General features: G+C 36.1%; 22 protein-coding genes. 20 read left to right on the plus strand and 2 right to left on the minus strand.

From position 1 onward, the window contains the following. Window positions 1-5: 5 nt before the first annotated feature. From rplU to yajC, 17 genes are all read left to right on the plus strand, one after another. Window positions 6-314: a 50S ribosomal protein L21 gene (rplU, locus tag BN2144_RS11170; RefSeq protein ID WP_033828302.1), complete on the plus strand. Its 309-nt coding sequence runs from the start codon at window positions 6-8 to the stop codon at window positions 312-314. Window positions 315-325: 11 nt separating this feature from the next. Then, window positions 326-661 (plus strand): ribosomal-processing cysteine protease Prp, encoded by a 336-nt coding sequence (locus BN2144_RS11175; RefSeq protein WP_033828303.1) that lies wholly within the window; start codon window positions 326-328, stop codon window positions 659-661. Window positions 662-673: 12 nt separating this feature from the next. After that, window positions 674-964: a 50S ribosomal protein L27 gene (rpmA, locus tag BN2144_RS11180; RefSeq protein WP_033828304.1), complete on the plus strand. Its 291-nt coding sequence runs from the start codon at window positions 674-676 to the stop codon at window positions 962-964. A gap of 153 nt (window positions 965-1,117) precedes the next feature. Beyond that, entirely contained in the window at window positions 1,118-1,639 is a 522-nt protein-coding gene (locus tag BN2144_RS11185; RefSeq protein WP_033828305.1) for a Spo0B C-terminal domain-containing protein, read from the plus strand. 59 nt (window positions 1,640-1,698) lie between these two features. Further along, the gene (gene obgE, locus BN2144_RS11190; protein ID WP_033828306.1) at window positions 1,699-2,994 is read left to right on the plus strand and encodes a GTPase ObgE; all 1,296 of its coding nucleotides are present in this window, start codon (window positions 1,699-1,701) and stop codon (window positions 2,992-2,994) included. A gap of 501 nt (window positions 2,995-3,495) precedes the next feature. After that, on the plus strand, window positions 3,496-5,037 hold the full coding sequence (gene safA / locus BN2144_RS20775) for a SafA/ExsA family spore coat assembly protein (protein ID WP_050632292.1): 1,542 nt from the start codon (window positions 3,496-3,498) through the stop codon (window positions 5,035-5,037). A 523-nt stretch (window positions 5,038-5,560) separates the two neighbouring features. Beyond that, window positions 5,561-6,301, plus strand: a complete 741-nt coding sequence (nadE, locus tag BN2144_RS11200) for an NAD(+) synthase (protein WP_033828307.1) — start codon at window positions 5,561-5,563, stop codon at window positions 6,299-6,301. Window positions 6,302-6,713: 412 nt separating this feature from the next. Continuing rightward, the gene (locus tag BN2144_RS11205; protein ID WP_050632293.1) at window positions 6,714-7,157 is read left to right on the plus strand and encodes a BofC C-terminal domain-containing protein; all 444 of its coding nucleotides are present in this window, start codon (window positions 6,714-6,716) and stop codon (window positions 7,155-7,157) included. A 301-nt stretch (window positions 7,158-7,458) separates the two neighbouring features. Then, a complete protein-coding gene (locus tag BN2144_RS11210; RefSeq protein ID WP_033828308.1) occupies window positions 7,459-8,610 on the plus strand; it encodes an iron-containing alcohol dehydrogenase in 1,152 nt (383 codons plus the stop codon). 561 nt (window positions 8,611-9,171) lie between these two features. Further along, a complete protein-coding gene (hprK, locus tag BN2144_RS11215) occupies window positions 9,172-10,095 on the plus strand; it encodes an HPr(Ser) kinase/phosphatase (protein ID WP_033828309.1) in 924 nt (307 codons plus the stop codon). A gap of 599 nt (window positions 10,096-10,694) precedes the next feature. Next, window positions 10,695-13,301: a bifunctional acetaldehyde-CoA/alcohol dehydrogenase gene (adhE, locus tag BN2144_RS11220; RefSeq protein WP_033828310.1), complete on the plus strand. Its 2,607-nt coding sequence runs from the start codon at window positions 10,695-10,697 to the stop codon at window positions 13,299-13,301. Window positions 13,302-13,444: 143 nt separating this feature from the next. Beyond that, window positions 13,445-14,044 (plus strand): Holliday junction branch migration protein RuvA, encoded by a 600-nt coding sequence (ruvA, locus tag BN2144_RS11225; protein ID WP_033828311.1) that lies wholly within the window; start codon window positions 13,445-13,447, stop codon window positions 14,042-14,044. Between the two features lie 359 nt (window positions 14,045-14,403). Next, the gene (gene ruvB, locus BN2144_RS11230; RefSeq protein ID WP_033828312.1) at window positions 14,404-15,405 is read left to right on the plus strand and encodes a Holliday junction branch migration DNA helicase RuvB; all 1,002 of its coding nucleotides are present in this window, start codon (window positions 14,404-14,406) and stop codon (window positions 15,403-15,405) included. Continuing rightward, on the plus strand, window positions 15,402-15,608 hold the full coding sequence (locus BN2144_RS11235) for a DUF2905 domain-containing protein (protein WP_033828313.1): 207 nt from the start codon (window positions 15,402-15,404) through the stop codon (window positions 15,606-15,608). Before ruvB ends, BN2144_RS11235 begins: the two co-directional genes overlap by 4 nt. Before the next feature lie 15 nt (window positions 15,609-15,623). Then, window positions 15,624-16,652, plus strand: coding sequence for a tRNA preQ1(34) S-adenosylmethionine ribosyltransferase-isomerase QueA (gene queA, locus BN2144_RS11240; RefSeq protein ID WP_033828314.1), 1,029 nt, complete (start codon window positions 15,624-15,626; stop codon window positions 16,650-16,652). A 112-nt stretch (window positions 16,653-16,764) separates the two neighbouring features. Then, window positions 16,765-17,904 carry a tRNA guanosine(34) transglycosylase Tgt gene (gene tgt, locus BN2144_RS11245; protein WP_033828315.1) on the plus strand — a complete coding sequence of 380 codons (1,140 nt, stop codon included), beginning with the start codon at window positions 16,765-16,767 and terminating at the stop codon, window positions 17,902-17,904. 48 nt (window positions 17,905-17,952) lie between these two features. Then, window positions 17,953-18,201 (plus strand): preprotein translocase subunit YajC, encoded by a 249-nt coding sequence (gene yajC, locus BN2144_RS11250; RefSeq protein WP_033828603.1) that lies wholly within the window; start codon window positions 17,953-17,955, stop codon window positions 18,199-18,201. A gap of 416 nt (window positions 18,202-18,617) precedes the next feature. On the opposite strand, the gene BN2144_RS11260 is transcribed toward yajC, so the two are convergent. Then, window positions 18,618-19,007, minus strand: a complete 390-nt coding sequence (locus tag BN2144_RS11260) for a TIGR04086 family membrane protein (RefSeq protein WP_033828317.1) — start codon at window positions 19,005-19,007, stop codon at window positions 18,618-18,620. Between the two features lie 402 nt (window positions 19,008-19,409). Here BN2144_RS11260 and BN2144_RS11265 point away from each other — a divergent pair, with 402 nt between their 5' ends. Next, window positions 19,410-20,051, plus strand: coding sequence for a DUF421 domain-containing protein (locus BN2144_RS11265; protein ID WP_033828318.1), 642 nt, complete (start codon window positions 19,410-19,412; stop codon window positions 20,049-20,051). Between the two features lie 296 nt (window positions 20,052-20,347). Here BN2144_RS11265 and spoVB read toward each other — a convergent pair whose 3' ends face one another. Continuing rightward, the gene (gene spoVB / locus BN2144_RS11270) at window positions 20,348-21,898 is read right to left on the minus strand and encodes a stage V sporulation protein B (RefSeq protein ID WP_033828319.1); all 1,551 of its coding nucleotides are present in this window, start codon (window positions 21,896-21,898) and stop codon (window positions 20,348-20,350) included. 166 nt (window positions 21,899-22,064) lie between these two features. On the opposite strand from spoVB, the gene BN2144_RS11275 reads away from it, so the two are divergent. Next, a complete protein-coding gene (locus BN2144_RS11275; RefSeq protein WP_230199730.1) occupies window positions 22,065-22,364 on the plus strand; it encodes a post-transcriptional regulator in 300 nt (99 codons plus the stop codon). Between the two features lie 124 nt (window positions 22,365-22,488). Continuing rightward, window positions 22,489-24,750 carry a protein translocase subunit SecDF gene (secDF, locus tag BN2144_RS11280; protein ID WP_033828604.1) on the plus strand — a complete coding sequence of 754 codons (2,262 nt, stop codon included), beginning with the start codon at window positions 22,489-22,491 and terminating at the stop codon, window positions 24,748-24,750. Window positions 24,751-24,763: the final 13 nt, after the last annotated feature.

Here is a 24,763-nt window from a genome sequence, read left to right on the forward strand (position 1 = left end):
CAGAAATGTACGCGATTATTGAAACAGGTGGAAAACAACTTAAAGTTGAAGAAGGTCAAACAATTTACGTTGAAAAATTAAACGCAGCTGACGGTGAAACAGTTACTTTTGATAAAGTATTGTTCGTTGGTGGCGAAAACACAAAAGTTGGTGCTCCTTTTGTCGACGGTGCTACTGTTACTGGTAAAGTAGAAAAACACGGTCGTCAAAAGAAAATCATCGTTTTCAAATACAAAGCTAAGAAAAACTATCGTAAAAAGCAAGGTCATCGTCAACCTTATACAAAAGTTACGATTGAAAAAATTCAAGGCTAAGGCGACAAAACATGATAAAAGTCACCATCAAACAAACATCCGATCAAAAAATTGCTGCCTTCACTGTTGAGGGACATGCAAACTTTGATAAATACGGATCTGATATTGTTTGTGCTGGTGTTTCTGCGGTAACGTTTGGTTCACTTAATGCAGTGGAAGCTCTCACTCATGTTGTTCCAGAGATTGAACAAGGCGGTGAAGGAGGCTATCTTCATTGGCAAGTTCCAAATCGCCTACCGGAAGAAACGGAAGATAAAGTTCAACTACTCCTTCAAGGGATGGTTGTGTCCTTACAAACAATTGAGCAAAGTTATAGTGATTATATAAAAATTACCTTCAAAAAATAGGAGGTGGAATAAATGCTAAGATTAGATCTTCAATTTTTCGCGTCTAAAAAAGGGGTAGGTTCTACAAAGAACGGTCGTGACTCAATCGCGAAACGCCTAGGTGCAAAACGTGCTGATGGTCAATTCGTTACTGGTGGTTCTATCCTTTATCGTCAACGTGGAACAAAAATTTATCCAGGTGAAAATGTAGGTCGCGGTGGCGATGATACATTATTTGCTAAAGTTGACGGTGTTGTACGTTTCGAACGTATGGGTCGTGACAAGAAAAAAGTTAGTGTTTACCCAGTAGCACAAGAAGCTTAATGGATTCCCAATACACGTATAATAGGGTCAGATTTCCACATATTTGTGGGTCTGACCTTTTATTTTGCCATTGTTTCTTCATTCACGCAAACAATTGGTTTATGTTATACTAATACTCAGTTGTATGAACCTGTAGTGAATGAGGTGGAAAGCATGAAGGAATGGAATTTGGTTGAAATCATGCGTCATGTCCGTCATGATTGGCTTAATCGATTACAATTAATTAAAGGATATACCGCTCTCGGAAATAGCGAGAAGGTGAATGAAATTATTAATCAAATTATTCATTATGCTGAACAAGAAACAAAATTATCCAATCTTTCACTAAATAAACTTGCAACATTATTAATGACTTTTAATTGGGAGCCCCATACGTACGAACTTCATTATGAGGTGGAAGGCAATAAGAGCTTATCATCTGTTGATGATGAAAAAATAACAAAGTGGCTTTTTAAATTTTTCCAAATCATTGATAAATCTGCACAAGTAAATATGGAAAATGAACTACATATAAAAATATCTGTTGACGGTGAAGAACCGAGTTTCTTTATTGAATTTTATGGAATACTAAAGGATATAGATGAAATCGAGTCCTTTTTACATAAGCAAACAGGCTATTTTAAAACTGTAAATATGAATCTTAGTCAAGAATCACTATCCTTTATGTTGAAATAATAATTTTAACTAAAAAAACGTAATTAGTTTTTTCTTTAAAAATGGAAGGAGATAAACATATGTTTGTCGATCAAGTGAAAGTGTATGTTAAAGGTGGCGATGGCGGGAACGGGATGGTTGCTTACCGTCGCGAAAAATTTGTTCCAAAAGGTGGACCAGCTGGTGGCGATGGGGGAGATGGAGCCAATGTTGTATTTGAAGTCGATGAAGGTTTACGTACATTAATGGATTTCCGTTATCAACGTCATTTCAAAGCACCAAGAGGCGAACATGGACGTCCGAAAAGTCAGCATGGAAGAAATGCAAAAGACATGATTGTAAAAGTACCGCCTGGAACTGTCGTAAAAGATGATGATACAGGTGAAGTGATTGCCGACTTAGTCAGACACGGGGAACGAGCAGTCATTGCAAAAGGTGGCCGTGGAGGTAGAGGAAATACTCGTTTTGCAACGCCACGAAATCCTGCACCTGAAATTGCAGAAAACGGTGAACCAGGACAAGAACGGTATATTGTTATGGAATTAAAAGTCTTAGCAGATGTTGGACTCGTTGGATTTCCTAGTGTAGGGAAGTCTACATTACTTTCAATCATTTCATCTGCTCGTCCGAAAATTGCTGAATACCATTTTACAACAATTGTACCAAACCTAGGTGTTGTGGAAACGGAAGACGGAAGAAGTTTTGTTATGGCGGATTTGCCAGGATTAATTGAAGGTGCACACCAAGGTGCAGGACTCGGGATTCAGTTTTTACGTCATATTGAACGAACGCGAGTAATTGTTCATGTTATTGATATGGGTTCAGTTGAAGGACGGGATCCATACGAAGATTTTTTAACAATTAATAACGAACTTAAAGAATACAATTTACGTTTGACGGAACGACCGATGATTATCGCCGCCAATAAAATGGATATGCCAAATGCCGAGGAAAACCTCGCGAAGTTTAAGGAACAATTACAAGAAGATATTCCCGTTTTCCCAATATCTGCGGCAACGAACGAAGGAATTAGGGAATTACTTTTTGCCATTGCTGATACATTAGAAAAAACTCCTGAATTTCCACTCAATTATGAAAGTGAAGAAGATGACGAAACAATTAACCGTGTTGTTTATAAACATGAAAAAGCAGATGTTGATTTTGTGATTACACGTGATCCTGATGGAGCTTTTGTTTTAAGTGGAGAAAGAATAGAAAAATTATTTAAAATGACTGATTTTACTCGTGATGAATCAGTTAGACGGTTTTCTCGCCAAATGCGGGGAATGGGAGTTGATGAAGCACTTCGGGAACGTGGCGCAAAAGATGGGGATATTGTTCGTTTATTAGAGTTTGAATTTGAATTTATTGAATAGCTTTTGTTTTACGCTAAGCTACCTTGATTAGAATGAAGTAATCTTGGTAGCTTTTTGTTGTTAATAGGGGCTACCCAGAAAGAATGTATTTTGATTTTCGGATGCCCATATTCATGTTCAAAGCCTTGATATATCAACATTCTTGATTTTCACATTTTTTAGGAAATCCACTTTTCGGACAGCCCCAATTTCTACTTTCCAATACGCATAAGCGCAAAAGGAAGGCATCGAGCACATCAAAGCCGAAAAACTCTCTTTCCGCTCGGCGAACTCTAGTCTCTTTGGTTGCTTGAAGGATCAAGCCATGAGTTTTCTATACTGAGTTAATAAATTGTATTCTTCCACCCACATGATGTAATGAAATATCCAATAAACAAAACAAGTACCGACTGTCCTCGACATAAATCCGTAAAGAGATTCATAAGTTTATACGAGAAAGAATGTCAATTTGCCTATAGTTTCATACAATATATAGCGAGTTTAGATTAGGAGGGGAATTGAGTGAGGATACACATTGTCCAAAAAGGAGATACACTGTGGAAAATTGCCCAAAAATATGGTGTAGACTTCAATCAATTAAAAAGCTTAAATTCACATTTATCCAATCCCGATGAAATCATGCCAGGAATGAAAATTAAAGTTCCTACACATAGTGGATCGGTTAAAAAAGAAGCACCGATGAAAGAAATGCCAATGAAAGAAATGCCAGTAAAGGAAAAGCCTATGACGAAGCATCCATTTGTTCAAATGAAGCCACCAACTTATCCAGTCGTGCATCATCATCATAAAGCTGAAAAACCGAAAGAAGTGATAAAGGAAGTACCAAAACCGATTTATATCCCAAAGCCACAGCCGATTGTTCCCGAAATCGATATAAATAATTACTACCAAGTTAATATGGCAAAAATGAATATAGAACAGCAAATACCGGTACAACAGCCAAAAGAGCTACCTATTGTTGAAAAAGAACAACCAATCAAAGAATTGCCAGTAACACCGGAACTTCCTGAACTACCTAAAATGGAAGCACCAATGGTTGAATGTCCAGAACAAGAGCAACCACAAATGATGATGCCACCTATGATGCCATGTCATCCGTGTGTACCAATGACACCTGTTTTACCAGGTTCAGGTATTCCGTGTATGTCAATAAGTCCAATTTGTTATCCGTGTCAATATCCATATATGTATGGCTATCCATATGCTGGTCAACATATGTTGCATGGCTATGGAAGTCTACCGATGATGTCACCACTACCTATTGCAACTTTTCAACCAATGACAAATCTAACTATGACACCAGACATGTTTCAATATCCGATGCAGCAACCATTAGGAACAAATCCAGTGATGCAATCAGAAGATCCAAATCTACTCATGACAGGATATCCAATGGGAGGTGGCATGCAACAAGGGATGCCGACTCAATTTATGGGAGATGGCATGCAACCTGCCATGTCATCGCAGTTAATGGAAGATGATGTGGTAGTACCGACCGTCCCAGAACAGTTTGTGACACCACAAATTCCAACTGATGAAGAAAACTTGACTACAACCAATTTGCCACCTAACCCTTATCAAATGCCAATGCCAATGAATATGATGCCAACTACTATGCCAACAACATTTCCAATGCAATCGAACGTACCAATGACACAAAGTTTTCCAAGCCCAATGATGCAACAACCTTACCCGATGATGCAAGGAATGCCAACTCAATCAGATGATTGTGGCTGTGGTGGCCCAAGCTTTGAATTGCCACAAGCAAATCCAATGATGACAATGGGTACAGCATATCCACAGTATAGTAACCCAACCTTTATGGGAGACGGAACAGTAAGTACTTTCCCAAGAGATGAGTATGGTTCGGTTATGCACGATGTGGGGGGGATGTACCCTCAATCAGGATCTCTACCACAAGCAATGTATCCACAAACAGCACCAATGGGAATGTTTCCAGGAAATATGCCAGAACAAATGTCATATAATCAAGGGGACATGGAATATTACCAAAGAGAAGAATTTGATGAAGATGAAGAATAGAAATGCACGAATAACAGCGGGGAATAGACCTCGCTGTTTTTTCTTAATCGTGGTGAAAAAGGAAGAAACGGTCATCTAGAAGGGTTCTAGACGCTCAACTCATGGCCAATGGCCAATCGAATGGAAGTGAACATGTGCCACACCTAAAAAGGCCAAAAAACGGACAAGCCCATTCATACGAAGCTTGTCCGTTGTGTTATTCATATGAGTGAATCCGAATTTGACTTTCAGAGTCAAAGAAATGTGCTTTGTTCGCTTTCTTAAAAATTTTTAGCTCGCATTGTAAAATCGTGTACCTAAGAAAACGCCATCTCTTTTCCATCAATCATAAAAATAAACAGAGCCTTTCTATGAAAAATTCAATTCTTTGATGAGTTTTTGTATATCATTCATCAAATATCATAACCTAAAAAGGCGAACTTTTTGATAATTAAAAAAGAAAGTACGTACAATCACATCCAATTTTATAATGCTTTTTATATATGATAAAATTAAGCTAGCTAATTGGAAAGGATGACAGAATGTGGAAGAAAAAATAACGAAACTAATTGAATGGTTACGGCAACAAGTGAAAAACGCGAATTTAAATGGATTAATTGTAGGACTTAGTGGAGGAATTGATTCTGCTGTCGTCGCCCATTTAATTAAACGCGCATTTCCCGACACGTCAATGGGAGTAATCATGCCTTGCAAAAGTAATCCACAAGATATAGAGGATGCCTTAAAAGTTGTGGAAAGTAGTGGAATTGATTATTTAAAAATTGATTTAACAGAAACCCATCAAGTTCTCTTCACGGCCATAGAGAAAGAGTTAAAAGATAAAGGGGAATGGAACGAAGAAAAAACTCGAATTGGCGACGCGAATACGAGAGCCCGTCTTCGTATGACTACTTTATATGAAATCGCAACGAATTATGGTTATCTTGTTGTTGGTACCGATAATGCTGCGGAATGGCATACGGGTTACTTTACAAAATACGGTGATGGTGGTGTCGATTTAGTTCCACTCGTTCATTTTACAAAAGGTGAAGTTCGTGAAATGGCAAAAATTCTAGGTGTCCCGAAAGATATCATTGAAAAAGCACCGAGCGCAGGTCTTTGGGAAGGTCAAACCGATGAAAGTGAAATGGGAACAACTTACGATAAGATTGATAAATATTTACGTGGAGAAACAATTCCTGAAAAAGACAGAGAAGTTATTGATCGACTACATCGAATTTCGGAACATAAAAGAAATTTAGCAGCAAAACCGCCGAAATTTTAACAAGTAAGTTATTGTCCCTTAACGAAAGATTCAGCAACTAATTTAGGCAAATCTGAGCGGATAGACTGACATATTTTAGATAATAGAAAAGTATAAATTTCCCAATTTTTACTTTTCTAAACGTATAAGGAAGGCTTCGAGCATTACATCAAAGCCGAAAAACGCTCTTTCTTTTCGTCTAAAGACTCAAGCTAAAAGTTTAACCATGCTAAAGTTGCCTCGGTTCTTTCGTAAGAGTCGAGGCAAAGTTATAGCTAACGTTCCTCCCTCGATCAATTTATTTTAGAACCTTAGGTTATTATGATTTAACAATGGTAAAAATAATAGTAGAATCGAAATGATTGAGGTGAGGATAATCAAAAATAGACATTGTATACGGCTCATAGTACTACTTCTCATCGGAATAGTAATGATGGGTATATCCCAACAAATCGTCACCGCAGCGGCAGAACGACAAAGGGTAGTTATATTGGAACGCCATTATTTAGATGGTGATAGGAGCGAAGAAGTTGTCATTGAGGAATTAACCTATTCCGAAATAAGAAAAAAATATACGGATTGGTCCTTCGTTTTTGCGAATCAAGATTATATCAAATTTACAAAGTTCGTTAATGATATTTCACCTTTACTAAAATCAAATGGTTTTTTTGGTATAACGAAGGATGGTACACTATCCATTTTTAACGGCAAACCAAACGAAGAAAATGTTATTCATTCTTTTTTTCAAATTGATTTAGGAAAACTAGAAACACGTTCACAGGAACAATTAGTTAAAGGTATCCCAGTCCGAACGAAGGAAGATTTTATTCAAGTTTTGGAAGCCTTTAAACCTTATAGTCTAACGATTGGACAGTAAAAAAGGTAGAGGGCTTTCTTTTTGTGAATAATATGTGAAATATATGACAAATAGATTGTTTTCTCTTCGTTTTGCGATATAATCTAATTAGAAACATGAAAACGCTTAAACAAGTGAATCAAGTTTCTACAAAGCCTATCCAGTCGTTTTTTAAGTTGGATAGAAAGTATTTATTCGGTTAGGAAAGGTTCTATTTTTTAATCTATTTCGGGACTAAATTTGACCATACTGGGACAAAAATCTCGAAATGATGAATTCCAACAAACGGATGAATAATCGATACTGAAGGAGGAATCCCATCATGGCAACAAGTGAATTTTATATGCCAACAGTAAACTTATTTGGAGTAGACAAAGTAGAAGAAGTGGGACAAAGACTTAAAGGACTTGGTTCTAAAAAAACGTTGATTGTAACTGACCAAGGTATGGTAAGTTTAGGTCATGCTGATCGTGTAGCTGGTATTGTACGTGAAGTAGGATTAGAGGTTGTTACTTTCGCAGATGTTGTACCGAATCCTACAGATAAAAATGTGGAAGCTGGTTTGAAAATATTTAATGAAGAAGGTTGCGACTCTATTATTTCTCTTGGTGGCGGTAGTCCTCATGACTGTGCAAAAGGGATTGGTCTTGTTGCAGCTAATGGTGGAACAATTCATGATTATGAAGGCTTAGATCGTTCTGAAAAACCAATGGTACCTCTTGCAGCGATTAATACAACAGCTGGTACAGCAAGTGAAATGACAAAATTCACGATTATTACGGATACAAGTCGTAAAGTAAAAATGGCTATCGTTGACAAACATGTTACACCTACTTTCTCTGTAAATGATCCAATTTTAATGATGGGTATGCCACCATCCTTAACAGCAGCAACTGGATTAGATGCCTTAACTCATGCTGTAGAAGCATATGTATCTACTGCTGCAACACCATTAACGGATGCTTGTGCTTTAAAAGCAATTGAACTTATTCCGGAATTTTTACCACGTGCATTTGCAAATGGTCAAGATTTAGAAGCTCGTGAACAAATGATTTATGCACAATATTTAGCTGGTATGGCATTTAATAATGCATCTTTAGGATATGTTCATGCGATTGCTCACCAATTTGGTGGCTTCTATGACCTACCACATGGTGTATGTAATGCTATTCTTTTACCACATGTAAGTAAATTTAATCTTGTTGCTCGTCCAGACCGCTTCCGTGATATTGCGATTGCATTAGGTGAAAAAGTTGATGGACTAAGCACTTATGAAGCTGCGGAAAAGGCAATTGCTGTGATAGAACGGCTGGCTCGTGATATGAACATCCCAAGCGGTTTCAAAGAATTAGGTGCAAAAGAAGAAGATATTCAAATTTTAGCAGAACATGCGATGGCAGATGCTTGTGCAGCAACAAACCCACGTAAAGCTAAACTTGAAGAAGTGATGGAAATTATTCGCCAAGCAATGTAAATAATTTTGAATGAATAAACGAACTTGATATAATAAGGGCTTGTCATTTAGCATACGGTTTAATAGCTAAATGGCAAGCTTTTTTAGCTAATAGGAAAGTAAAGCGTAACTACGGCTCTTGGTTGTCTGAAGGATCTAGCATCACTGATATTCTTTACTTTTAATCATTTGCAAACCCTCAACATTTTCAGTGGAATGTTTTTTTCTTAAAAATAAAAAGAAGAAAGATAAAATGAATATGTGTAAAATTATTCTCGGGAGGAATTCAAGCAAAATTTCCGAAAAAAAGAGAGAAGGCACGTATGCTACCAGGCACATACATTTTAGAAAAAGAGCCTTCTCATGAGTAACATTATAACAAAAATATATGGGCTTTTAAAGAATACCTGAAGAACAGTTTCAAATATATGTACGAGACGTTTGCTTATTATTTTTTTTGCAAAGAGATATTTTAGTGGTAAAATATAATGTTACATACAATACAAGTATCATCCATAATGAATTTGTAAGATAAGGATAATATATTTAGTATGAAGAAGCTATCGGAAGGAATGTACATGTATGAAATCAATCACAATTGAAAAAATGGCTCGAGCGTTCTCTTTGGAAGTATTAGAAGGTGGGGATTTTTTACACCGAACGATCACTCAACCAAGAACGCATCGACCTGGTCTTGAATTTATTGGTTATTTTGATTATTTTCCCAAAAAGCAAGTTCAAATCCTTGGGAAAAAGGAGATTACATATTTACATAAATTGACAGATGAAGAACGGCGCCATCGTATCGGCAATGTTGTTAAATATCATCCGCCCTGCTTTATTGTGACAAGAGGATTAGAAGGATTAACTTATCTTAGAAAGTTTTGTAAAGAAGAATCGATTCCTCTACTCAGAACAACAGAAAAAACATCTGAGTTTGTAGATAAGTTAAATAATTATTTAAAAAATAAACTTGCTCCTGAAATGGCGATTCATGCAGTTTGTATGAATGTTTTTGGAGTAGGTATTTTATTACGCGGAAAATCAGGGATTGGTAAAAGTGAAACAGCTCATACGTTAATCGGACGTAGTCATCGGTTAATTGCTGATGATATTGTTGTATTGAAAAAAACAGGTTCTCAAACCATCCTTGGAACGCATAACCAAACAAATAAGGAATTTTTAGCGTTACGAAGCATCGGTCTCCTAAATGTAGTTCGCGTTTATGGAAGAAAAGCTTTTCAAGAAGAAACGAGAATTGCTTTAGATATCGAATTATGTCCTTGGGAAGAAGATGATTTAAATAATGAACTTGAATTAGAACCGCAGTACACAGAATATTTAGGTGTAAAAATCCCCCACGTAAAGATTCATCTTCACCCTGGACGAGATGTTGCTGGCCTCGTGGAAGCTGCATGTACGAATTATTATTTAATGCAACAAGGGTATAGTGCTGCAGAGGAATTTTTTGATCGGATTCAATCTCAATTGGAAAACGAGGATTAGTACCAACTTATAGAGAAAAAGGCTATAAAGGTCGTCTAGGATGGTTAAGGCGACCTATTACGTAAAAAGATGGAAAAGAATTTTTAACCTCATTCTCCATGTTCACTCTCTCCGGTAATTCCCCATATTCAATTTATTCATCCGCTTGCCACTAACTGATAAAAAGAACATAGCAGTTGAAGTGTTACTATGTACAAAAGGTGGCGGAATCTTTCTCTTCTATCAAAATATTGTTGGAAATATGTCTATTCTTTGTACAAGTATCGATTTATCTTTCTGAATTGTGAACGCAGGATATGATTGTTAACGTTTTCTAGTTAATGTCAGCGATTTCATAAAAACACAAAAATAACACCTTCGAATAAATTGTGAAATGTTTCACAAAGATATTGTATTCCTTTCGAAGACCTAATATAATGAAATTAGAAAGCAAGGATTACTTGTTTTCTAAGATAAGAATCAAAGAAATAGTAAAGAAAAGAGAATTCAAGTTAGGTTCTTTCTATTGTGAGACTAACTTAAAAATTTTGTATTAGTGGGACATAAAAAGTCTTACATGGTTACTTTGTGTCCCTAATAAAAGATAGGAGGCCTTTAACATGAGTACAAAAACGATTGTAAAAGAAGAGAAGAAAGTCGAATCCCTTTTAAATGAAGTGGATGAACTAGTAGCTAAAGGTCAAGTTGCGCTTGATAAGTTTATGGATTATGACCAAGAAACAATTGATAACATAGTGAAGGAAATGGCATTAGCAGGATTGAATGATCATATGCATCTTGCAAAAGTTGCTTACGAAGAAACAAAAAAAGGTGTATATGAAGATAAAATTATTAAAAACATGTTTGCAACCGAGTATATTTATCACAGCATTAAATACGATAAAACCGTTGGAATCATTCATGAAGATGATAATGAAGGGATAGTTGAAATAGCAGAGCCAGTTGGAGTCGTTGCTGGTGTAACACCTGTAACAAACCCGACATCAACAACAATGTTTAAATCATTAATTGCGATTAAAACTCGTAACCCAATAATATTTGCATTCCATCCATCAGCACAACAATCAAGTAAAGAAGCAGCAAAAGTATTGTTAGAAGCCGCTGTTCGTGCAGGTGCTCCAGAAAATTGTATTCAATGGATTGATACTCCTTCAATGGAAAAGACAGACTACTTAATGAAACATCCGGGCGTGTCACTTATCCTTGCTACAGGTGGATCAGCAATGGTTAAAGCAGCATATAGTTCTGGAAAACCAGCTTTAGGTGTTGGACCTGGTAACGTTCCTTGCTATATTGAAAAATCAGCAAACATTAAACGGTCAGTGAATGACTTAATCCTATCAAAAACTTTTGACAATGGAATGATCTGTGCCTCTGAACAAGCAGTCATAATTGATAAAGAAATTTATGATCTTGTTAAACAAGAATTAATTGCTAATAATTGTCACTTCTTAACAAAAGATGAAAAGAAAAAAGTAGAGAAATTTGTAATGAAAGAAAATGGTAGTGTAAATCCAGCTGTAGTTGGCCAATCTGCTTATAAAATTGCGAAAATGGCTGGTGTAGATGTTCCTGAGAATACAAAAATTCTTATTGCTGAAACAGTAAAAGTCGGGCCAGAAGAACCATTATCTGGGGAAAAGCTAAGTCCAGTATTAGCTTGCTTCAAGGTGAAAAATTCTGATGAAGGTATTGAGCGTGCACTGCAAATGCTTCATTACAATGGTATGGGTCACTCAGCGGTTATTCACTCTCAAAATGAAGACGTAATTCTTGAGTATGGAAGAAGAATGAAAGCTGGCCGTGTAATTATTAACCAACCTTCATCTCAAGGTGGAATCGGTGATATTTATAATGCATATATTCCATCATTAACACTTGGATGTGGAACTTACGGCGGTAACTCAGTATCTACAAACGTTGGTACATTCAACTTAATTAATAAAAAAATAATGGCTAAGAGACGTGTAAATATGCAATGGTTTAAAATTCCACCAAAAATTTACTTTGAAAAAAACTCAACACAATATCTATCAAAAATGCCTGATATTACTAGAGCTTTTATCGTAGCAGATAAAGATATGGTAAGACTAGGTTATGTCGATAAAGTTCTTTACTATTTAAGAAAACGACCTGATTATGTTCATAGTGAAATTTTCACAGACGTTCAAACCGAACCTTCCGTAGATACAGTAATGAAGGGTGTCGAACAGATGATGAATTTCCATCCAGATGTTATTATTGCTCTTGGTGGTGGCTCTGTTCTTGATGCAGCAAAAGGCATGTGGCTTTTCTATGAACATCAAGAAATTGAGTTTAATGGTGCAAAACAAAAATTCATGGATATTCGGAAACGGATTTACAAATTCCCTGAACTAGGTAAAAAATCGAAATTAGTATGTATCCCAACAACATCTGGTACAGGTTCTGAAGTAACATCCTTCTCAGTTATTACAGATGATGACTTAGATATTAAGTATCCATTAGCTGACTATGAATTAACGCCAGACGTTGCAATTATTGATCCAACATTTGTTATGTCATTACCAAAATCCATTACAGCTGATACAGGAATGGACGTTCTAACTCACGCGATTGAAGCATATGTATCGAACATGGCTAACGATTTTACAGATGGGCTAGCAATTAAAGCCATTCAACTTGTTTTTGAATATTTACCAAGAGCTTATCATCATGGTAACGACGAATTAGCAAGAGAAAAAATGCATAACGCATCAACAATTGCAGGAATGGCTTTTTCTAACGCATTCCTTGGCTTAAACCATAGTATCGCTCATAAACTTGGTGGAGCATTTGGAATTCCACATGGTCGAATGAACACAATTCTTCTACCACATGTAATCCGATACAATGCTAAAAAACCAACAAAATTTGCAACGTTCCCTAAATATGAACATTTCATTGCTGATGAACGTTATGCAGAAATTGCAAAAAGTCTTGGATTACCTGCTCGTACGACAGAGGAAGGCGTTGAAAGTTTAGTGAATGCAATTATAAAATTGGCAAAAGAAATTAATATACCAATGAGCATGAAAGAAAATGGTGTACAAGTAGAGGATTTGGAAGAACAAATCACTGAGCTAGCTGATAAAGCATTTGAAGATCAATGTACGAATGCCAATCCAAAACTACCATTAATCTCTGAAATTGAAGAAATAATTCGCCAAGCTTATCAAGGAGTATAATCATTTTATAGTTCATAAATCGTCATCATGTATCCTTGTTGAAGAGGACAGGCTTTTAGGAATGATCCTATAGACCTGTCCTCTTCTCTTTCATTCCAAAAATGTGGTAAAATGATAGGCAGCAATAATAGGGAGAGGATTTTGTGTACGAGTATATTATTGGGACCTTAGAATATGTAAGCCCTCAGTATATCGTTGTTGAAAATAACGGAATTGGCTATCAAATCTTAACACCGAATCCGTATACGTTTAGTTTAGAACAACAAAAACAAAAAATATATACATATTTTCATGTTCGGGAAGACGCACAATTACTATATGGGTTCAAAACTTTAGAGGAAAAGGAGTTTTTTATTAAATTGATTAATGTATCTGGCATTGGTCCAAAAGGTGCATTAGCCATATTAGCTGCCGGCGAACCAGGTCAGATCGCCCACGCAATAGAACAAGAAAATGAGAAGTTTTTAACGACCTTTCCTGGTGTTGGTAAAAAAACTGCTCGGCAAATTATTCTCGACTTAAAAGGGAAACTTCATGAATTTATAAATGATTTTCCAGAAGATATGGAAAGCGAAAGTAACGATCGACATGACGATCATGAACGACAAGAAGCCATTTTAGCTTTAGAAGCTTTAGGATATTCTAATAAGGAAGTAAAAAAAGCTATGCGTCACTTACAACAGGAAAAATTGACGACCGATCAATTTATTAAATTAGCGCTAAAAGAGTTATCGGGTTTTTAAATTATTAGGAGAGTAAAAAATTTGCAATCTTTACTTAACGCGTCAGTGTATAAGAAAAACTTCGGCAATATTTCGCGCAACCAAATATAGTTTTTTCGGTTAGCTAATAGGAAAGTATTCATTTTCCAATTTCTACTTTCCAATACAAATAGCGCACAAGGAAGGCTCTAGCAGCATTACATCAATTCCAAAAACTCTCATTTCGGCGAACTCTAGGCTCTTTGGTTGGGCTAAAGGTTCGGACCCTAAGTTTACTTTTTCTATCGTCTAAAGGTTCGAGCCTTGTGTTTTCTTTAAAACAATATTCGTCATGATATTGATTTCGATCGCTAACTTAATCAGTTGAAGGGGGGATTACAGTGGAAGAACGAATGGTTTCAGACCAAGCAGATAGTGAGGAGTTATCTTTAGAGCAACATTTACGTCCCCATTCATTTGATCAATATATTGGACAAGAGCATGTAAAAAACAACTTGAAAATATTTATTGAAGCTGCCAAGATGAGAATGGAAACGTTAGACCATGTTTTACTTTACGGACCACCTGGCTTAGGGAAAACAACGTTAGCTGCGATTATAGCAAATGAAATGGGCGGTAATTTACGAACGACTTCAGGACCAGCGATTGAACGGCCAGGTGATCTTGCAGCAATTTTAACAGCAATTGAACCAGGGGATATACTTTTTATTGATGAAATTCATCGCCTAAATCGTTCCATTGAAGAAGTGCTATATCCAGCGATGGAAGACTTTTGCCTCGATATTGTGATTGGGAAAGGGGCAAGTGCGAGGTCAATTCGAATTGATCTACCTCCTTTTACGTTAGTAGGAGCAACAACTCGTGCTGGTGCTCTGTCTGCACCACTGAGAGATCGCTTTGGAGTATTGAGTCGACTAGAGTATTATAAACCAGATGAGCTACAAGAAATTATCTACCGAACCGCGACAATATTAGAAGCAGAAATTGCTGATGATGCTGCAGAAGAAATTGCTTTACGTTCCAGAGGCACGCCACGTATTGCCAATCGATTGTTAAGACGGGTTCGAGATTTTGCCCAAGTAAAAAGTAATGGCAATATTACATCCTCATTAGCAAAAGAAGCACTAGATCTTTTACAAGTAGACCGACTTGGGTTAGATCATATCGACCATAAATTATTAAAAGGGATCATTGAAAAGTTTAAAGGTGGTCCTGTTGGTCTCGAAACAATTGCTGCAACAATTGGCGAAGAAGCGGGAACAATAGAAGATGTATATGAACCATATTTACTGCAAATTGGTTTTCTCCAACGGACCCCAAGAGGAAGAGTTGTCACACATGCAGTTTACGAACATTTTCAAATGGAGGTTCCAAAAACATGACAGGCATCGGCAAATTATTGATGACGATTGGTGGAATCATTTTTCTCATAGGGTTACTTATGCAATTTATCAAGATTGGAAAATTACCTGGAGACATTATTATTAATAAGGGAAATACAACTTTTTATTTTCCGATTATGACATCAATTGTATTGAGTGTCATTCTTTCGGTTATATTTTTTATTATCAATAGATTTAGATAGAAGTTGGTGGAAATAATGAAACTAGAAGATTTTGATTACGAATTACCAGAAGAACTAATTGCACAAACTCCATTGAAAGATCGAGCAAGTAGCCGGTTAATGGTTGTTGATAAAAAGACAGGTGAGATTGAACATCGTAAATTCGCTGATATTATTCAATACTTAAATCCAGGAGATTGCTTAGTACTAAATGATACAAGGGTTATGCCAGCAAGATTGTTTGGTGAAAAGAAAGATACGGGGGCTCATGTTGAAGTTCTTTTACTAAAACAAATTGAAGGAGACCGGTGGGAAACATTAGTCAAGCCAGCTAAAAGAGTAAAAGTAGGAACGGTTTTAACATTTGGTGAAGGAAAACTAATCGCAAAATGTATAGATGAATTAGAGTACGGTGGAAGAATATTCGAATTTCAATACGATGGTATTTTTTATGAAATATTAGATGAACTAGGTGAGATGCCACTACCTCCATATATAAAAGAACGATTAGAGGAGAAAGACCGGTATCAAACTGTTTATGCACGCGAAATTGGATCGGCCGCAGCACCGACGGCAGGTCTTCATTTTACGGAAGAATTATTAGCTGAGATTAAGAAAAAAGGTGTACATGTTTCGTTTATTACTTTGCATGTTGGTCTTGGTACGTTCCGGCCTGTGAATGTAGATGTTATTGAAGAACACGAAATGCATGCAGAATTTTATCATATGACAGAAGAGACTGCACAGTTGTTAAATCATGTGAAGACAAGTGGTGGTCGTATTATTTCTGTTGGAACGACTTCGACAAGAACACTTGAAACAATTGCTTCAAGACATGAAGGAAAATTTGTTGCAGAAAGTGGTTGGACAGAGATTTTTATTTATCCAGGCTATGAATATAAGGCGATTGACTGTTTAGTGACGAACTTTCATTTGCCAAAATCAACACTTATTATGCTAGTAAGTGCATTAGCTGGTCGTGATACGATTTTACATGCTTATCATACAGCTGTGCAGGAACGATATCGCTTTTTCAGCTTTGGTGATGCAATGTTTATTAAATAACATTGAAGGTCACCCTAGATAAAGAATGATTTACTGGAATGAATATGTTCTAATATAGAGGGTTTCTTTTGAGGAAGTAACAGAATGGTACAAAGAAAGGAGCAACACGAACTTGACTGCAATTCGTTATGAATTAATAAAAACTGACAAACAAACTGGAGCAAGACTTGGGATGTTACATACTCCACACGGATCTTATGAGACACCAATGTTTATGCCAGTTGGTACACTTGCTACAGTAAAAACAATGTCCCCAGAAGAATTAAAAGAAATGGGGGCTGGTGTAATCTTAAGTAATACATATCATTTATGGTTACGTCCTGGTCATGAAATCATTCGTGAGGCTGGAGGGCTTCATACATTTATGAACTGGGATCAAGCCATTTTAACAGATTCTGGTGGATTCCAAGTGTTCAGTTTAAGTGAATTCCGGAAAATTGAAGAAGAAGGCGTTCATTTTCGTAATCATTTAAATGGGGACAAACTATTCTTATCTCCAGAAATATCAATGGAAGTCCAAAATGCCCTTGGTTCAGATATTATGATGGCTTTTGATGAATGTCCACCATATCCGGCTGAACATGATTATATGAAAAAATCGGTGGAACGGACTTCTCGTTGGGCGGAACGTTGCTTAAAAGCTCACACACGTCCCGAAGATCAAGGTTTATTCGGAATTGTTCAAGGTGGAGAATATGAAGACTTACGTAAGCAAAGTGCAGAAGATTTAGTGTCACTTGATTTCCCGGGCTATGCAGTTGGCGGTCTTTCTGTAGGTGAACCAAAAGATATTATGAATCGAATGCTTGAATTCACAACTCCACTTTTACCAACAAATAAACCACGCTATTTAATGGGAGTGGGTTCACCGGATTCACTTATCGACGGAGCTATTCGCGGAATTGACATGTTTGACTGTGTGTTACCAACTCGCATTGGTAGAAATGGAACAGTGATGACGTTTACCGGTCGACTAGTCGTAAAAAATGCGAAATTTGCCCGTGATTTTCGTCCACTTGATGAAAATTGTGATTGTTATGTATGTCGAAATTATAGTCGTGCCTATATTCGACATTTAGTTCATACAAATGAAATATTCGGATTTCGACTTTGTACTTATCATAACCTACATTTTCTGATAAAATTAATGGAGCAAGTCCGTCAAGCAATTCGCGAAGATCGTCTTGGGGACTTCAGAGAAGAATTTTTTGAACAATATGGTTTTAATAAACCTAATGCGAAAAATTTTTAATAGTGAAAGGAGGAAAATAAATTGGGTCAATCAGCATATAGTATTATCATGTTAGTTGTTATGTTTGCTATCTTTTATTTCCTTTTGATTCGTCCGCAACAAAAGCGTCAAAAAGCAGTTCAACAGATGCAAGCGGGTCTTGAAAAAGGAGATAAGGTAGTAACTATTGGCGGACTTCACGGTTTTATCGATTCAATGGATGATAGCACGGTTGTTATTAAATGTGGTGATGGAAGCCGTCTTACATACGACCGCAGCGCAATTCGCGATGTAGTTGAAAAATCAAATAATTCATAACTACCATTTACCCAGTCCTATTTGTAGGTACTGGGTTTTAATTTTTCTGTATGAGAAAACGTCTTTGAAGTCAACAAACCATTTGATTTGCCTATTTTTGAAAAAAAGGAGTGAACTTCGGAACTAATGCTTCAACTTCGGAAATATAAGGAACAACTTCGGAAAAAACGCGCCTATCTTCGGAAATAAAAATCATAACTTCGGAAAAAGGTTGCCATCTTCGGAAAAAAGTCTTGAACTTCGGAAATACGGCTTTAACTTCAGAAAAACATAAATTCATTCCAAACGGTCACCATAAAAAGATACACAAGCCTTTGCGAAGTGAGAGACAAGAGCTCACTTGATAAGAAAGACAGTTTTTCGGCTTTTGTAGCTACTAGAGTCTTCTTATTAGCAAAAAAGCAAGCTTGAATTTCTTAAGCTTGCCGAGAATGGTTACCAATGATATTTACACCAAGGATGCCACCCATGATCGCAGTTACTGTAAAGCAAATATAGTAAATCAATTGTTCAAAATTAAATACAGAATCAAATCCTAAATATTGAAACATAAAATTAATTCCAGTGTATAAAAATCCTGTTAATGCTCCAAGAAGCCATCCTTTTTCTTTACCACGTCCACCGGCAACAAAACCACCGATAAACAAAGACACGAAAGAAATAATCGTGATGACTAAGTTCAGTTGGATTTCTTGAACTGATGTAAACTTCAGAATCAGTGAAAATATTAAGCTACAAAATGCAGCAACTACATAAATGACACCTAATCCAATTAAAACAGAAATACCCAACCTTCTTGAATCCATATCTTCTCCCCCAAAACTTGTATTTTTTTATCTATCGGTACAAGCATATTCACGTTGGAGATGAATTAGAATACATTTTACAAAAACTTCATCAATTCAAGAGTTAAATCAGAAATTATCTTCAAAAAACCAACGATAATTAATGGAAATGGTGAGTCTCCAAAAAGGAGACTATTTTAAGTTTGTGAGGTTGCAAAAACGACGATGTATTGTAATTTGATTGAAAAAATTGGTATCCTATGCGGTGTGAAAATTGTTTGAATGGCTTCATCAGAAGTGAATCATGTTAATAATAGCTAAAAACCTGTGATTCTGTAACAAGTCAAATAACACGAAACGAAATAAGAATAAAAAGCCATGTGTTGAAGCAAAATATTTTGAGGACGAAATGGAGGCAGCAAAATGGATATTTATATGAACCTAATTTTACGTACGGTTTTCGTTTACTTGTTAATTGTAATTATTTTTCGGATTATGGGGAAAAGGGAAATCGGTGAGTTAAGTATCATTGATCTTGTTGTATTCATTATGATTGCAGACATTGCAGTAATTAGTATAGAAGAACAAAATGAACCATTATTCCAACCGTTAGTTCCAATGGGAATACTCGTTATTGTCCAAGTTCTTTCAGCCTTTTTTTCCTTACGTAGTCGAAAATATCGAAAGCTCATTGATGGAGAGCCGACAATAATTATAAAAAACGGCAAAATTAATGAAAAAGAAATGAAAAAGGAAAGATATAATTTTGATGATTTATTAATGCAATTACGAGAACAACAAATTCGTTATATTTCAGACGTAGAATTTGCTATCCTTGAGCCAACGGGAAAACTATCTGTACTAAAAAAAGAAAAAAATAAAAAAGGGCATACAGTTGGTCTAATTGTGAATGGTCAAATTCAAGAAGATAAACTTAGTGAACTTAATATATCTAAAGAATGGTTATTAAATGAGATATATAAAAGAGGTTATAAAAAATTGGAGGAAGTTTCCTTCTGTAGTTATGAAAACGGGAAATTGCATATCGATAAAAATGACTTGTAAAGTTCATTTTATTCAATGGACTCCCCCCTTTTTCTAGTGGGGGACGAATGTAAAATAACTCAACGATATAGTAGGGGGTTAAACCCCGAATGACTTGTGGCGAAACAAAAGTGTGGCAGTCTGAGTGACAAATATCGTGTTGGCCTAAAGCCTCTAGCCTTGATTTCTCAGAGGAAGCCCTTCTTTAAGTTCGAGAAAAATCGGATGCAAACGTGGCTTAGGTGTTTGATAAACTTGGCTGCCTCAAACATGGATTTGTATTATCCGTTTGAGGACAGCCATTTTATATATCATATTTACCTTCGATGAGGGAAAACGAGCGAAATTGCTTTTTGAACATCACCTTTACCAATAACACCTATAAAAAATGAAAGAGCAATATATATTCCGATCATTGCACTAATACTGAGTAACACGGCAAAAAATGTGGAGACTTGTTCAACGAAAATTGGAAATAAATAGTTACCTGCTAGACCTGTTACCATCGTAATAATCAATACTTTCACATAAAAGCGCACATAAAAAGTTAACGGAATCACTTTTAAAATTGTCGCATAATGAAGTAGTGTTACTAAAACAAAGCCAACGACGATACCGATTGCCACGCCATTTATACCGAAACTAGGATTGGAAGCAAGTAAAAAGATAATAGCTAATTTGGCAACTGCACCAATTAAACTATTAATCATGGCAGCACGGGCCAAATCCAAAGCTTGTAAGGCAGACTGGAGTGGTGATTGTAAATATTGCAAAATAATAAAAGGAGCAATCATTTTGATAAAAACTGCACCATTAGCTGAGTTATATAAAATTTCCATCAACGGACTAGCTAATATAAGAAGAACAACGACGGGTAATGCACCTGTTAATATACAAAATTTTAAAGCTTGTTGGATTCGCTTTTCAACAACTGCGTACTGCTTTAATGAATGTGCCTCACTAATTGCTGGAACAAGTGAAGTACTTAAAGCAACCGTTATAAAGGACGGGAGTAAAACTAAAGGCATTGCCAGTCCAGTTAGTGAACCATATTGTTTTGTTGCGAGTACGGTACTAACCCCAGCTAATGCCAACGCCTGAGTGACAACAATCGGTTCAAAAAACCATGAAATAGAACCAATCATTCGACTGCCCGTTGTAGGTAATGCGATACTCATCAACTCATTGAAAATATTACGCGTATTCGTTAAACTTTTAAAAAAATTTTTACGTAATGGGAAAGCTTTTCTAAACTTAAACATCGTTAATAAATAAAGCAAGGAAGCAAGTTCACCAATGATTGTTGCAATCATCACAGCAGCGGCAGCAAATTCAATGCCATACGGTAAAAAGATTCTCGTTAAAATTCCAATAAAGACAATTCGGATAAGCTGCTCAATTAACTGGGATAAGGCAGCTGGCTTCATATTTTGTTTACCTTGAAAGTATCCTCTAATTACTGAACTGACAGCAATAATTGGAATTACAGGTGTGATGGCGAGAAGTGGGTAAATTGTTCTAGAATCGGTGAAAATTGTTTCTGCAAAATATGGTGCCCCGAAAAATAATGCAGGCGTAAAAATAATCGATAATGTTAATGTCATGATTAATGAAACAACAAAAATTTTCTTTACCTTTGCTGTATCGCCTACTGCATCAGCTTCTGCCACCCGTTTTGAAATTGCAACTGGTAAACCCATTTGAGTTAGTGTAACAACTAAGATGAAGGTTGGGTATGCCATCATATATAATCCTACACCTTCTTCGCCGATAAACCGTGCGATTAAAATACGATTGATGAATCCAAGAATTCTCGTAATAAGACCGGCAACAAGAAGGATCATTGTTCCTTTTAAAAATTTCGACATTTCCGTTCCCTGCCTTCTCAAATGAGATATTTTTTATTACAATGATATATATGCAAACTTTTGGACAACCTTGCCTAGTTTTTACGAGAAATGAGAAATAACAGTACCGTTAGGATTGTTTCCGATTGTGAAGGATAAAGCAATGAAGGAAAAGGGAGGATTTGAGTTGATTACTCATCTTTATGAAAAATATAGGGAAGATGTGGCCGTTGTCTTAAGATCGAAGTTGGATGAATTCAAAGTATATGACTATGATTATGTGACTGAAGATCAACTGTGGAACTATTTAATTACAAAGAAATGGCGAAAACCGAAAGAAAATACACATATTTATGAAATTGTTAGCGATATTCTTCAAGTGAAAGTGAGTGATTTCATCGCTTTTCAAACCGTCGAGCATTTAAAAGGACCAGATTGGTTTTCTGAAGATGGCATGAAGGAACTGGATGAATTGTTAAAAAAATAAGAAAAATTGACAGTCACCTTTAATTGTAACATAATGTACATGTTCTAATTTAGTCTGAAAACCTCATATGAAAACGTTTTGAATAGCTAGTATGGGTGTTCTCGTAAGGAGGATTATGAAACAGATGGTTAAACGCAGTAGAATTATAGCAGTTTTTCTCATCGTCATACTGTTTGCTAGTCTACTTGGTACCACTACTAATCCTATTCTTGATAGAATCAAACTAGGTCTTGACCTTCAAGGTGGATTTGAAGTTTTATACCAAGTAAGCCCTGTTAACGATGGTGATAAAATTACCGAATCAACGTTAACAAGTACGGCTCAAGCATTGAATAAACGTATTAATGCATTAGGAGTTAGTGAACCGAGAATTGATGTAGAAGAAGGAAATCGGATTCGAGTTCAGCTTGCTGGAATTAAAGATCAAAAACAAGCAAGGGATATGTTATCTACAACGGCTGAATTATCATTTCGTGATGCAGAAGATAATAAATTACTAGATGGCACTGATCTTGTCCAGGGCGGTGCAAAACAATCTTATGATCAAAGTGGAAATCCAAATGTAACGTTAAAATTAAAGGATGCAGCTCGTTTTGCTCATGCAACTGAGAAAGCGATGCAAAAAAGCCCATCTGTTATGGTTATATGGTTAGACTTTGATAAGAAGACAGATTCGTATGCCTCTGAAGCGACGAAAGCAGATCCAAAATTTATTTCCGCACCAAGAGTTTCTAAAGTGATTAATAGTAGTGATGTAGAAATTACAGGTCAATTTACTGTAGAAGAGGCAAAAACATTAGCTGAACTCTTAAATGCAGGTGCATTGCCAGTTAAATTGAAGGAAATCTATTCTACCTCAGTTGGTGCTCAATTTGGTGCCAATGCATTACAAAAAACAGTTACTGCCGGAATGATTGGTATTGCAGCTATCTATTTATTCTTAATTGCTTTTTATCGATTACCGGGTTTAATTGCTAGTATTACAATGACTATATATATATGGCTAATTCTTGCTGTTTATGACGGTCTGAATGCTGTACTAACTTTACCTGGGATAGCAGCCTTATTACTTGGAATTGGGATGGCGGTTGATGCCAATGTTATTTCCTATGAAAGACTAAAAGAGGAGATAAGAGTTGGACGTTCTCTACAAGCTGCCTATAAAGAATCAACGAAATCATCCTTAATTACAATTATTGACTCACAGTTGACAACCATTCTTGCTGCTGTTGTATTGTTTATTTATGGAGAAAGTTCTGTCAAGGGCTTTGCAACAATGTTAATCGTTAGTATTTTAGTAAGTTTTATTACAGCTGTTTATTTATCCCACTTAATTTTAGGGTTATTAATAAAGAGTAACTGGTTAAATGATAAGGTTCGTTGGTTTGGAGTAAAACCAACGAATATACACGATATTAAAGAAGGCGTCGATACAACCGAGTTAACAACAAAATTTGATCGTGTTGATTTTGTCAAACATAAAAATAAATTTTTCATTGCCTCTGGTGTTCTTATTGTCATTGGCTTAATCATGCTATCTATTTTCCGTTTGAATTTGTCTATCGATTTTACAAGTGGTGCTCGGATTGAAATTATGTCTAATAAGGCTTTAACGACTCAGGAAGTCAAAACTGAACTTAGTAAATTCGATATAAAAACGGATGATATCGTGTTATCTGGTGACAATCATGATCGGGCTGTTGTTCGATATAAAGGCACATTAACACAAAAAGAAATTAATAATATGAAACAATATTTCCATGAAAAATATGGATCTGATCCAAGTGTTAGTGTTGTAACACCGACTGTTGGGAAAGAGTTAGTAAGAAATGCGATTAAAGCTATTATTATTGCTTCTATTGGTATGATTATTTATGTTGGTCTCAGGTTCGAATGGAGGATGGGTGTTTCTGCAATCGTTGCGCTTCTCCATGATGTGTTCTTCATGGTTGCTATTTTCAGCATTACCCGTCTTGAAGTCGATTTGAACTTTGTCGCGGCAATTTTAACGATTGTAGGTTATTCGATTAATGATACGATCGTTACATTTGACCGAATTCGTGACCATCTCAAGAAGAAAAAGAAAATCCGGAAATATGAGGAACTGGTTCAAATTGTCAACGGCAGTTTACGACAAGTGTTTACCCGTTCCATTAATACGGTAGTTACGACTATCCTCCCTGTCGTTGCTTTACTTTTGATGGGCAGTGAAGCTATTTGGAATTTCTCACTTGCGATGTTTGTCGGATTAATCATCGGGGTATATTCTTCTCTATTCATCGCTTCACAATTATGGCTTGCTTGGAAAGGTAGAGAGCTTAAACAAAAAGGTGTATTAATTACGTATAAAGAAAAGAAAAAGTATTCAGATCAACCACAAGTGTAATTCAATAAAAAAA

The sequence above is a fragment of the Bacillus andreraoultii genome, assembly GCF_001244735.1.
GTDB lineage: Bacteria > Bacillota > Bacilli > Bacillales > Caldibacillaceae > Caldifermentibacillus > Caldifermentibacillus andreraoultii.

Bases quoted from the DNA above. Each gene is read 5' to 3' on its own strand.
- rplU (WP_033828302.1), top strand. From the start codon at position 6: ATGTACGCGATTATTGAAACAGGTGGAAAACAACTTAAAGTTGAAGAA.
- BN2144_RS11175 (WP_033828303.1), top strand. From the start codon at position 326: ATGATAAAAGTCACCATCAAACAAACATCCGATCAAAAAATTGCTGCC.
- rpmA (WP_033828304.1), top strand. From the start codon at position 674: ATGCTAAGATTAGATCTTCAATTTTTCGCGTCTAAAAAAGGGGTAGGT.
- BN2144_RS11185 (WP_033828305.1), top strand. From the start codon at position 1,118: ATGAAGGAATGGAATTTGGTTGAAATCATGCGTCATGTCCGTCATGAT.
- obgE (WP_033828306.1), top strand. From the start codon at position 1,699: ATGTTTGTCGATCAAGTGAAAGTGTATGTTAAAGGTGGCGATGGCGGG.
- BN2144_RS11205 (WP_050632293.1), top strand. From the start codon at position 6,714: ATGGGTATATCCCAACAAATCGTCACCGCAGCGGCAGAACGACAAAGG.
- BN2144_RS11210 (WP_033828308.1), top strand. From the start codon at position 7,459: ATGGCAACAAGTGAATTTTATATGCCAACAGTAAACTTATTTGGAGTA.
- hprK (WP_033828309.1), top strand. From the start codon at position 9,172: ATGAAATCAATCACAATTGAAAAAATGGCTCGAGCGTTCTCTTTGGAA.
- adhE (WP_033828310.1), top strand. From the start codon at position 10,695: ATGAGTACAAAAACGATTGTAAAAGAAGAGAAGAAAGTCGAATCCCTT.
- BN2144_RS11235 (WP_033828313.1), top strand. From the start codon at position 15,402: ATGACAGGCATCGGCAAATTATTGATGACGATTGGTGGAATCATTTTT.
- queA (WP_033828314.1), top strand. From the start codon at position 15,624: ATGAAACTAGAAGATTTTGATTACGAATTACCAGAAGAACTAATTGCA.
- yajC (WP_033828603.1), top strand. From the start codon at position 17,953: ATGTTAGTTGTTATGTTTGCTATCTTTTATTTCCTTTTGATTCGTCCG.
- BN2144_RS11260 (WP_033828317.1), bottom strand. From the start codon at position 19,007: ATGGATTCAAGAAGGTTGGGTATTTCTGTTTTAATTGGATTAGGTGTC.
- BN2144_RS11265 (WP_033828318.1), top strand. From the start codon at position 19,410: ATGGATATTTATATGAACCTAATTTTACGTACGGTTTTCGTTTACTTG.
- spoVB (WP_033828319.1), bottom strand. From the start codon at position 21,898: ATGTCGAAATTTTTAAAAGGAACAATGATCCTTCTTGTTGCCGGTCTT.
- secDF (WP_033828604.1), top strand. From the start codon at position 22,489: ATGGTTAAACGCAGTAGAATTATAGCAGTTTTTCTCATCGTCATACTG.